An 11,651-nucleotide genomic window follows, 5' to 3' on the forward strand; every position below is an offset into this window, starting at 1 on the left:
CAAAAAATTCTTCAGTCTGAAAATTCAACGAATCTAAGAACTAAAGTACAGAAGCAAAGGTGATTTGAGAATCCCTGTAACCGCTGCTCAAACGTAAAACACAGATTTCTTAAGTGTTTTTTAACTTTTACGGTTTCGTTGGCAGCGAAAAGTCAGAGAAGATATCAGCACAAACAAAAAACGGCGCCTGAGCGCCGTTTTTTTTTATAAATATTAATCAGAGCTTTAATCAGCGGCCATCCGGTGTCCGCAAGCCGATCCATTTATCTTTCACAGCTTCATAATGCTGTTCGGGCTTATATTCCGCAACCTGCAAACCAATCTGACGGGCAGTCAGGCGACCAACGGAAGACAAAATAGCGTAGCTGGCAACAACCACATCACGCTCGGCCTGCACCTGCTGAATCTGAATATCAACCAGTTCGTTCTGGGCATTCAGCACATCAAGCGTGGTACGCTGTCCGACATTGCGTTCTTCAATCACACCGTCGAGTGCGAGACGCGCTGCAGAAATACCATCGCGATAGGCCGAAAGTGAACCTCTGGCAGCTTCAAGCTGCGACCAGGATGAGGCAACCGCTGCGCGAACCTTATCCTGCACCACATCAATCTCAATGCGTGCCTGACCAAGCTGTTCCTTGGATTTGCGCACTGTCGCCGATGTTCTGCCGCCGGAATAAATCGGCACAGTCACGTTAACACCGACTGAAGCAGAGTTACCGTTACCGGCCATTGGCAATCCCGAATATACACTGGAATGCGAAGCCGAAGCATTTAGGCCAACGGTTGGCAGCAAAGCACCTTCCTTGGCTTTCACATTATGTCCGGCAGCATCCATCGCATATTGCGTTGCTTTAATGCCCGGATGACCGGCTTCTGCAATGGCATAAGCCTGAGCAATGCTTTTAGGAAGCGATTTTCCGGCAGGCTTTGCAGGCTGCAATTTGTCAGGAGCAGAACCCGTTACCTGACGGTACACAGCTTCAGCTGATTTCACGTCCGCCTGCGCTGCATTGAGCTGAGCAACCGCAGCAGAACGCTGTGCATCTGCCTGTGCTACGTCTGTCCGTGTGCCTTCGCCAACATCAAGACGGGCTTTAGCAGCACGAACCTGCTCGTTCAGTGCAGCCAGATTTTTCTGGCGCAGTGATGCGATCTGACGGTTCTGATAAACATCCATATAGGCTGTTACAGCGTCAAAGAGACGGTTCTGCTCATCATTGCGCAAATTTTCACGCTGAGCGAACACGTTACTTTCGGCCGTCGCCACGTTGTTTTTTGTTTGAAAACCATCGAACAAAGTCTGGTTCAGCTGAATGCCGACCTCACCTGTGGTCGAATACTGATCTGTGACGCCGCTGCGGCTGCGGCCATATTTATAAGTGCCGCTCAATGTCGGCCGGTAGCCCGACTTGGCAATTGCTACATCTTCATCAACTGCGCGAAGACCCGCGCGTGAAGAATTCAGCGAAGCATTATTGTGATAAGCTTTCTGCATTGCCCCGAACAGCGTTTCCGCCATGACAGGTGCCGGTGCGAGTACCGTGCTCGCTAAGAGTGCAACAGCTAAAACCTGTTTGCGTAAATTGACCACGGTTTACCCCATACAATTCGAATCAAAATTCCCAAGCACATTCGGGCATTTGCTAATAACGGGTAAAAACCGGATTTTCCACCCGTCAGCTTAATTCATTAATAAACAAATTGTTATTGTTGCTAAAACAACAATTATCAGTCTGCCATAATTTTTACAGTTTCTTGAGCGGCAGACACAAAATAGTGCTTTCCAACATTGCAGACAATATCAGTTTGCGCAGAGATTTTAAGTGAAAATATCGTTCATAAACAAAAAGCCTGCCACGGAAGGTCCGTGACAGGCTTTTGAATGCTATTTTTCTCGTATCAGAATACGAATTCGGCAGCGTGACGGAAACCCGGCAGCAGTTTAACGGCAGCGTTGAAAACGCCGCGGCGCGAAACAATACCGTCTTCTTTAACGTAAATATGAGCAACGCCCATATTGCCCTGCCCTTCAATCGCCACCAGACGACCACCGTCTTTAAGCTGAGCCTGAAGCGCTTCCGGCACGAAATCTACTGCACCTTCAATGATAATGACATCAAATGGGGCTTCCTTGGCGTAACCGGCAGTCAGTTCACCACTGACAACCACAACATTGTCACAACCAAGTGCCTGCAGTTTTTCTGAAGCCTGTGCGATAAAATCAGCATTGCTTTCCAGAGCGATTACAGAACTTGCAAGCTGGGACAGCACAGCAGCGAGATAACCGGTGCCGCAACCGACATCCAGAACCACGTCCTGCTTTTTGACGGATGCAAGCTGAACCAGACGCGCAGCAGGCGATGGCTCCATCAGGTAGCGTGTACCTTCCGGTGTTTCAGCCAGAATCTGATCTTCATCAATATATGCCAGCTCACGACGATGGGCAGGCACAAACTCTTCACGCGGAACTGCCAGAAAAGCATCCAGAACAGCAAGATCCGTCACATCCGTCGTGCGAATCTGCGTATCAACCATATTAACACGAAGCTCGCGGAAATCGGCTGTCATAGCCCTAAACCTTTCCTGTGCGTTTGACGCACGTAACAATCTCAATTTCACATTGCCGCATAGACCAGCCCAAAAACCGGAAATGCTGCAACATTTTGCATTAAACACAGCCATATTTACAGAACTGAGCCTGCATGACTATGAAAATCATTTTCGCTGATTTGGCAAAAATACACCGCGCAGTCAATCAAAGACCACCATTCTTACCGCGCTCATAGTGCCGCATGATAGCCAAAGTGGTCACAATTACGTTTTTCACTACGGGTGCTCAGGGCATCAGCAGGCTGATTTGAGCTGTTATGGCTCCTTGCGCGTTTTGACAATTCCGGAACAAAGCCCTATGAATTCCCCTGTAAAAAGAGGTTACAATGAAATCCGCAACTCGCACAGCCGCAATGTTTATCATCTGAGAAAACTTGCGGCGTAACATTCAGAAATATTATCCCGCCGGACAATCATAGTCTGCGGCGCGGCTTTTAAAGCTGGATGCACGCCTTTTTAGCGTGGATTCATTATGTCTTTCATTAAAAATAAATCACTGCGACCTGCAGAGGGAAGTCTGCCGGCACAATGGCGCTTCAGCCTAGCAGCAGCCCTCTTTCTCATGGCGCCGTTTGATCTGCTGGCCTCTCTGGGGATGGATATTTATCTGCCGGTTGTGCCGCAGATGTCCGCGGCGCTGCAAACCAGCCCTGACATGATACAGCTGACACTCAGCCTCTACATGGTTGTGCTCGGTGCCGGACAACTACTCTTCGGACCGCTGTCTGACAAGTTTGGCCGCAGGCCGGTTCTGCTTGGCGGCGCATTTCTGTTTACCTGCGCTTCCGCAGGGCTGGCCACAACAGACACTGCCTTTGTGTTTCTTACACTGCGGCTTCTGCAAGCGGCAGGCGGTGCGGCAGTTCTCGTTGCTACTTTCGCTACAGTGCGTGATGTCTATGCTGAGCGTCCGGAAAGTGCAGTCATTTATGGCTTGTTCGGCTCGATGCTTGCATTCGTGCCTGCACTTGCCCCTCTTGCCGGAGCATTGCTGGATGCTCAGTTCGGCTGGCGCAGTCTCTTTTGGATGCTGGCAGCGTTAGGTGCACTTTCCGGCCTGCATGCAGCATGGCGCTGGCCGGAAACACGCATAAGCTCCGATACAGTATCACGAGGAAAAATCCGCTCGATCCTGACCAACCGGCAGTTCTGGATATATACAACCGGCTTCAGCACGGCGCTCGGCTCGTTTTTTGTATATTTCTCCACTGCGCCGCGCCTGTTAATCGACGGGCTTGGCTTATCCTCTGTCAGTTTCAGCCTTTACTTTGCAACGGTTGCCCTTGTGATGGTCGGATTTAGCCGCTTTGCAGGCCTTTATACGCAATGGTGGGGATTGCTTGGCACTTTGCGACGCGGGATGGGATTGATTATGCTTGGCGGCATTGTCCTGCTGGTATTGCCGGTCGTCACAACCGCGTCCGTTGCAACTTTAATCATGCCAATGTGGATTGTGGCTGCGGGCATCTCCCTCACCTGCTCCGTAACAGCAAATGGTGCGCTCAGGTCTTTTGGCAGCTTTGCAGGGCTGGCCACTGCCATCTATTACTGCATCGAGAGTCTGATTGTCAGCATTGCCGGAACCGCAGCCGTGCTGCTTTTGGGTGGAGATACAATATGGCCGCTGTCGGTTTTCTGCATAGTTTCGGCCTTGGTCACGCTTGCTTTGACACTGGGCCGTTCTGAATAGCCCCACGAAAAGAATGTGGTGCCGGTTATGTTTGCATTGCCGGCGCCATATTGCAGTGCGGTCTGATACAACGTAAATCATCCCGACCCTGTAATCCAGATGACAGATATTCATGCGCCGCCTGCTCATTATTTCCATGCTCACTCTTTCTTTGACCAGCCAGGTGCTCATACCAGCTCAGGCGGAGGGTGATGCGGTGGCCGGTGCTAAAATCTATCTCAAATGCCGCTCATGCCATATATTAGAGCAACCGACCAACAGGATGGGTCCGCATCTGATGCAGCTGCTGGGGCGCAAAGCGGGCTCTGTTGAGGGGTTTCAATATTCTCCTGCCATGACTGAGGCCGGAAAAACCGGCCTGATCTGGGATGAGAAAAATCTGAAAGCCTTTCTCACCTCACCGAAAACAATGATTCCAGGCACATCAATGCGTTTCTGGGGGCTTTGGGAGGGGCAGATTGACGATTTAACAGCCTATCTCAGAGAGCAGTCCCAAATGAAACCTGCTGAAGACTAGAGCGTTAGAGTAAGCGCTGCGATCTAACCCGAACGTAAACCGCTCTGCAAAAAACATCATTTCCCTCTGTTCCGATCTGATATTTCGTGAAATGACTGATACATCAGCATCAGGACGGCATCTCATGTACACTTTATACATTGCGAACAAGAATTACTCCTCATGGTCACTCAGACCGTGGCTCCTCATGAAACAGCTGGATATTCCTTTTAAAGAAGTACTGATCCCTTTCGGCAGCGCTGAATGGGATCAAAATCCCTCCCCGACGGCGCAGGTTCCCTGCCTTGCGGATAAACAAAATGACGGCTCGGTACTCGTGGCCTGGGATTCACTCGGCATCACCGAATATGTTGCAGACGATCACCCACATGTCTGGCCTTCAGATAAAAAAGCCAAAGCCTGGGCACGTTGCGCTACGGCGGAAATGCATTCCGGCTTTCATACTTTGCGGTCAATCTGCACCAATAATATCGGCCTGCGCATTGATGTCAGCACAAGAATGGAACAGGCTTTGCTTCGTGATATCAGCCGTATTGAAGAACTCTGGAATGAAGGGCTCAGCACATTTGGCGGGCCGTTTCTGGCTGGTGCCAAGTTCAGCGTTGTGGATGCATTCTTCGCACCGGTTGCTTTCCGCTTTCAGACTTACGACATAAAACTCGGTGAAAAAGCTGATCGCTATGCCGCATTCCTGCGAAGCCTTCCGGCAATGCAGGACTGGTATAATGCAAGCCTTGCTGAAGTCTGGCGCGATGAACCGCATGAAGTAGATGCACGCGCAGCAGGACCTTGGGTTAAGGATCTCAGAGCCGTATGATTGATGAGGCTATGAGGCAGCTATCCGTTGATGATCACTGCCTCATAAAATTTCAGCGCAGAAAATACCCTTATTGCCGGAATATTACTCAAGCTCAAAAGACTGATTAATGTTCTCAAATCGCCATATCACCTGCGCGACAGACTTGTCATAAGGATCATAATCCGGTCTGGCGCGCAAAAAACGCTTTTGAGATAAAGTCACATTCGAAATAAGCGGCACATGAAATTGTTGCCAGCCGCTCTCACGGCGATGTGCCACAACCCAGCCGTTCAGCACCATGTCACCATGCGCCGAATAACCAACCAGATATGGCTCCGCTATCCAGCGGAAAGACTGATAAATAAAACGAACTTGTCTTCTCTGTCGGATTGCTTCGCAGAGCATTGGAAATGCCAACATGCGGTACCCCTCCCGCTTTCACGGTGCCAATGACAGAAGTTGTGACGTATTTCAATAAAAACCGCAGGGTTTACGACTATAGTCGCAGTCCAGATTTAAATAAAATATAACTAAATTAAATAATTGAAAAATAAAATAATTCAATTAGATCAATCTAATTAAATCATAAGGCTTTGGAACTTATTGTTTTTATACTAATAGTTTAAGTATAAAAAAATTTTTCGTTCAATATTTGAGATTTTCTCAAAACATCACGAAATTTCTTAGCGATGCTATCGATCACCTGCATCAACTGAGTCCGCAACACTCCAAACAGCACTGAATGCCACTCACTTACGGAACCTGCCGCAGTATATTATGCCCTCTACTCAGCCTAAGAAGCGCCGGATAATCGCAACGGATCAAGCAAGGTGATTTGAGCACGTTAATACTCTCACCATAAGACCTTAGCAGCTAGAAACAAGACTGATCCATACAAAAAGCCCCTATGCAGTGGGTGATATCACCCGCGACACAGAGGCTTTGAACTTATTCGATCCTGCATCATATCTCAGCAATGCAAGAGAAATGAGGACACATCAATCAGACCGGAAATGTGTATTTCATAGATATTCAGGCTGCATAGCGCTGCTTGCCTGCCATCCATGTTTCGCTCACTTTGATCTTGCCGATATCTTTCACACCACTGGTCGGGTCTTGCTCCAGAATTGCAAAATCCGCATATTTTCCGGTTTCAATACTGCCAACCTTATCGTCCATATGGCAATGCCAAGCGGCATCAATAGTCACAGCACGCAATGCGGCCTCTGCGGGGATGCACTCGTCCGAGAAGAACACACCGCCACCCTCATTCATCACGCGGGCAACAGCATCCTGCACATAACGCAGAGGCTCAATCGGCGTTACACTCCAATCGGAATGCAGCGAAATCCGCAAGCCTGCCGCCAGAGCAGAGGCACAAGGGTCGTAATATTTTGCACGATCCGGCCCCAGAATACGATCACGAAAAGCCTTGCCCCACCACCGCACATGGCCGATCAGGAAAGATGGTGACAGACCCAGCCGTACCATCTTCTCCATCTGCTCGGGATGCAGGATACTGCAATGCTCAATCCGGTGGCGCAGATCATTCGGTGCCGAGCCTTGCAACACAGTCTGATAGGCCTCAATCACGGTATCAATCGCCGCATCGCCATTGGCATGCACACCAACCTGCCAGCCGCCCTCATGTGCGCGCCGTATCACTTCCGTGATTTGTTCAAGGCTGTAATTCAGTGTGCCGCGATCATTTTTACCAAGATAATTCTCACGCTGGTAGCCGGTTTCTGCCTGATTGGAACCATCCGCCCAGGCCTTAACTCCATCAATACGGAAGATATCATTGCCATGACCGGGCTTGATACCAAGCTTGTCCCATTCATCCATCAACGTAGAAATCAGCATACCGCGATAGCGTATCGGCGGATTATCCGCCATTACGGCATCGAGAAGAGCAATATCATTGACACCGGATAACATGCCGATACTGCAATCATGCATACTGGTGCAGCCAACAGATGCGGCATGGTCAAACAATTTGCGAATGCGCTTTTGTATTTCCTGTGCTGTCGGCTGAGGCATCTTGGCAATAAATGGTTCCTGTGCCGCGCTCTCTTCCAGCCTGCCACTGAGTTTTCCGTTCAGATCACGGTCAAATCTGGCACCGGAAGGGTCTTTCGTCGCCTCTGAAACACCGGCAAGTTTCATTGCCACACTATTCGCATAGGCAATATGACCGTTGCTCTCGATCATGAAGAACGGATTATCAGGCGCCAGCGCATCCAGCTCCGCCAATGTCGGCGGACGGGCATTTTGCGTGATGCTCGGATCAAAATTTTTCGCCCGCACCCAATCGCCGGACTTTGCTTTGCTTACACCATCCCGTAATTGCGTCCACACATCAGCGAAAGTCGGAGTCGCCATCGGGCTGACATCAATCCAGTCATCCAGCACAACAAAAGTCGTGTGCATATGCGGATCAATCAGACCCGGCATTAATGTGCGCCCGTTAAGATCAACAATGCGCGTATCGGCACCGCTTAGAGCCTGCATCTCATCAGATGTTCCGACACCCAGAATAGTATCGCCGCGAATAGCAACAGCCTCAGCGCGGGGCGTTGCCGTATTCATCGTCAGGATCGTGCCGCCTTTGAAAATGATATCGGCGGGGCCTTGCGCGGGGGATGCAGCCAACGCTCTTTCACTCTCCAATACAGAAGCAGCAAAAACAGATGTAGCCGCCACGCCCATATATTTCAGGAAATTACGCCTTGATGCGGCGTTTTTAAGAATTGCTGTAACACCGGGATTGCAGGCTAAACACATCGGATACTTCCCTTATTAGAAAGAGTTAATTTCTCAGCGCTGTTTAGTTTACGGAATAAATTAAAAATGCAGCATCTTCCATAAAAATGAAACTAAAATGAAGAATTATCTGTGTTCTTATTTAATAATTATGAAAATATATCTGCATTGATATTTGAAAAATATACACAAAATCAGCACCGTTTAAACATATTTCTTTACACTGACTACAATCTTATAATTATTTTATCATCGCTATTAAAAGCAGGCAGACTTTATGCTGCCTGCCTGCTTAACCCGCAAAAGAAGGTTCTCAGCCGCCAAAACCGCGCAGAAAATGCGTGAGATTTCCGCCCAACTGATCGCAGATATAACCGCCTTCCTGCACAATTACCGTTGGCAATTGCAGGCTTGCACATTTCTGCGCAATGCTTGTGAAACCCTGCTCATTAACGGTAAAGCCGCCAAACGGATCATGCTCGGAGGCATCAAGACCAAGCGCTACCACCAAAGCACCCGGGCGATAGGCACGGATACGATCCAGCGCCAGATCCAGCGCATCCAAGAATTCCTGATTGCCGGAACCGCGCGCCAAAGGCAGGTTGTAATTATAACCAAGCCCCGCACCCTCACCGCGCTCCGAGGCATGCCCCCAGAAAAACGGATAGAAAACTGCCGGATCAACATGGATAGAAACTGTCATCACATCGGCGCGGTGGTAGAAAATCCCCTGCGTGCCGTTACCGTGATGCAAGTCCACATCGAGAATAACCACGCGATCATGGCTCTCACGCAGAACCTGCGCGGCAATGGCTGAATTATTCAGGAAGCAAAATCCACCTGCCATATCGGCATAGGCGTGATGTCCGGGCGGGCGGCACAGCGCATAGGCAGCAGGCTCACCATTCTGCACCAGCTTTGCGGCTTCAATCGCCGTCTGCGCGCTCCAATAGGCAGAATTCCATGTATCGGCCGCAATCGGGCAAGCCGTATCAGCCATATGATAACCCGCACGCCCGACAGGCGATGTCGGATAGGAGAAATCGCGGCGGTTCGGATGGATATTCGGAGTGACCTCATCAGACGCACCGCTGATCATCTGCCATTGACCGTAAATCGTCTCCAGAAATTCCAGATATTCAGGTGTATGCACAGCGCTGACAGGCGCCAAACCATGATCCTGCGCTGCAATCATTGAAAGTCCGGCATCATTCGCACCGGTTAAAAGCCGCTGTATGCGCTCAGGCACTTCCGGATTAGGCTTGCGGGCACCGGCAGAGAGAAACATAGCCGGATTATGCGCGCGCTGAGGCTCAGCAAAGGTAAATTTCATTCGTCAGTTTCCTTCCCATGCTGCAAATATTTTCACCATATTGATCAATATGGCCTCCTGAAAATATCTGCACGACAGGAAGTTACGGACAGGATTGCTAAATTGCAAATTAAAACAAGTGACTGACAGGCAAATTAAAAACCGGAATTATACTCAGTATCTGGCCGCAATCTCCAGCACCATACCGTCATAGGCAGGCTCCACACCGGCAGGTAATACTTCGCGCAGCACATCATAATCCAGCGGTACATGCATATGGGTAAGAACTGCGCGCTGTGGTTGCAAACGTGCAATCCATTCCAGCGCTTCATCAAGACTGAAATGGCTCGGATGCGGCTTATATTGCAAAGCATCAATCAGCAGAATGTCCAGACTTTCCAGACAAGCGGCTGTTTCAGACGGAAAAGCATTCACGTCTGAGCAATAGGCCACATTCTCAATGCGAAAACCGAGATTGGTAATATCACCATGCACCATCGGCATGGCCTGAAAGCGAATAGCGCCGCCTGCCCCGTTAATGGTGAAGCTCTCGGTGTTGCCAATTTCATGCGCTTTGAGAATGGGCGGATAGCTCGAGCCATAAGGCGTTGCAAAACAATAACCGAAGGCCTCATAGAGCCGGTTGAGCGTCAGCCGGTTGGCATAGATCGGCATCAGCTTTTTACTGTCCAACACAAAGCTGCGCAGATCATCAATACCGTGAATGTGGTCGGCATGCGGATGGGTATAGATCGCCGCATCAAGATGATTGTCTGCCTTGCCCTCAAGCGCATCAATAATCTGCGCCCGAAAATCCGGTCCCGTATCAATCACTACCCGCGTCGTACCATCAGGACTGACACGCTCCACCATGAGTGAAGCGCGGCGGCGGCGGTTCTTAGGATTAGCCGGATCGCACTTGCCCCAATCGCCATTCGGACGCGGCACACCCGGAGATGAACCGCAACCCAGAACCGTAAAGCGATAAAAGTCAGACATGTGCCGATCCGCTCATAAAATTTCAGCTTTAGTAATTATATATCAGAATGTTATGTAATTTTTCTGACACAACGCCTTAAGGTATTATCTAGCTCAGCGCGATATTTTAGTGAACAGGCGTAGCACATTTTCACCGGTAATCCGGCGGATATCTGCATCACTCACACCAATCACATCTGCCAGAACCGCAGCTGTATGTGCAACATAAGACGGCTCATTGCGTTTGCCGCGATGTGGCATCGGTGCCAGATATGGTGCATCGGTCTCCACCAGCAGCCGGTCATGCGGCACGATTTTAGCAGCTTCACGAATTTCAGCAGAGTTTTTGAACGTGATAATGCCTGAGAAAGACACGTAGCCGCCCAGCTCAACGCCAGTGCGTGCCAGCTCAATGCCGGATGAGAAGCAATGCAGAATGAACGGAAACGCGCCTTTCGCGGTTTCTTCGCGCAGCAATGCCGCCATATCCTCATCAGCACTGCGTGCATGGATCACAAGCGGCAATTGCGTGCGGCGCGACGCCTCAATATGTGTCAGCAGACCTTGGCGCTGAGCTTCCGGCGTTGAATAATCATAATGATAATCCAGCCCTGCCTCACCGATTGCCACAACTTTCGGATGCTGTGCCAGACGCACCAGTTCATCAGCCGTTACATCCAGTTCCTCATGCGCATTATTCGGATGCGTGCCGACCGAGCAATAAACCTGATCATAGCTTTCTGCGAGAGCGAGGATTTGGTCAAACTTCTTAACGCGGGTGCAGATGGTAATCATCTTCTCTACACCGGCATCGAGAGCACGTTGAATAATCGCATCACGCTCTTCGGCAAAATCAACGAAATCGAGATGGCAATGGCTGTCTACAAGCATAATAAAAGTCCTGCCCGCGCTCATAAGCGCATCCCGAAAAGTGTTAGCGGTTTTCGGATAAGATGCGCGTAAAATAAAGGCATAGAGC

10 protein-coding genes are annotated in these 11,651 nt (G+C 49.8%); 3 read left to right on the forward strand and 7 right to left on the reverse strand.

The window, feature by feature from the left end; genetic code table 11:
• Window positions 1-229: 229 nt before the first annotated feature.
• Window positions 230-1,522, reverse strand: a complete 1,293-nt coding sequence (locus P8H26_RS15270; protein WP_289634059.1) for a TolC family outer membrane protein — start codon at window positions 1,520-1,522, stop codon at window positions 230-232.
• A 380-nt stretch (window positions 1,523-1,902) separates the two neighbouring features.
• Window positions 1,903-2,571, reverse strand: a complete 669-nt coding sequence (locus P8H26_RS15275; protein ID WP_289634035.1) for a protein-L-isoaspartate O-methyltransferase — start codon at window positions 2,569-2,571, stop codon at window positions 1,903-1,905.
• A gap of 514 nt (window positions 2,572-3,085) precedes the next feature.
• Between P8H26_RS15275 and cml the strand changes: the two genes are divergently transcribed.
• The 3 genes from cml (at window position 3,086) to P8H26_RS15290 (ending at window position 5,637) form a co-directional block, all read left to right on the forward strand.
• Window positions 3,086-4,303 (forward strand): CmlA/FloR family chloramphenicol efflux MFS transporter, encoded by a 1,218-nt coding sequence (cml, locus tag P8H26_RS15280; RefSeq protein ID WP_289634036.1) that lies wholly within the window; start codon window positions 3,086-3,088, stop codon window positions 4,301-4,303.
• A gap of 112 nt (window positions 4,304-4,415) precedes the next feature.
• On the forward strand, window positions 4,416-4,820 hold the full coding sequence (locus P8H26_RS15285) for a cytochrome c family protein (RefSeq protein ID WP_289634037.1): 405 nt from the start codon (window positions 4,416-4,418) through the stop codon (window positions 4,818-4,820).
• Window positions 4,821-4,944: 124 nt separating this feature from the next.
• Complete coding sequence (locus P8H26_RS15290) at window positions 4,945-5,637, forward strand: glutathione S-transferase (RefSeq protein ID WP_289634038.1); 693 nt, start codon at window positions 4,945-4,947, stop codon at window positions 5,635-5,637.
• An 84-nt stretch (window positions 5,638-5,721) separates the two neighbouring features.
• Here P8H26_RS15290 and P8H26_RS15295 read toward each other — a convergent pair whose 3' ends face one another.
• From P8H26_RS15295 to P8H26_RS15315, 5 genes are all read right to left on the reverse strand, one after another.
• Window positions 5,722-6,039 carry a WYL domain-containing protein gene (locus P8H26_RS15295; RefSeq protein ID WP_289634039.1) on the reverse strand — a complete coding sequence of 106 codons (318 nt, stop codon included), beginning with the start codon at window positions 6,037-6,039 and terminating at the stop codon, window positions 5,722-5,724.
• Window positions 6,040-6,651: 612 nt separating this feature from the next.
• Complete coding sequence (locus P8H26_RS15300) at window positions 6,652-8,403, reverse strand: amidohydrolase (RefSeq protein WP_289634040.1); 1,752 nt, start codon at window positions 8,401-8,403, stop codon at window positions 6,652-6,654.
• Between the two features lie 292 nt (window positions 8,404-8,695).
• Entirely contained in the window at window positions 8,696-9,715 is a 1,020-nt protein-coding gene (locus P8H26_RS15305) for a histone deacetylase family protein (RefSeq protein WP_289634041.1), read from the reverse strand.
• A 153-nt stretch (window positions 9,716-9,868) separates the two neighbouring features.
• The gene (locus P8H26_RS15310; protein ID WP_289634042.1) at window positions 9,869-10,693 is read right to left on the reverse strand and encodes an MBL fold metallo-hydrolase; all 825 of its coding nucleotides are present in this window, start codon (window positions 10,691-10,693) and stop codon (window positions 9,869-9,871) included.
• Window positions 10,694-10,786: 93 nt separating this feature from the next.
• Window positions 10,787-11,563, reverse strand: a complete 777-nt coding sequence (locus tag P8H26_RS15315; RefSeq protein ID WP_289634043.1) for a TatD family hydrolase — start codon at window positions 11,561-11,563, stop codon at window positions 10,787-10,789.
• Window positions 11,564-11,651 lie beyond the last annotated feature (88 nt).

Origin of the sequence: Pseudochrobactrum sp. sp1633 (assembly GCF_030376605.1) — a bacterium.
GTDB lineage: Bacteria > Pseudomonadota > Alphaproteobacteria > Rhizobiales > Rhizobiaceae > Pseudochrobactrum.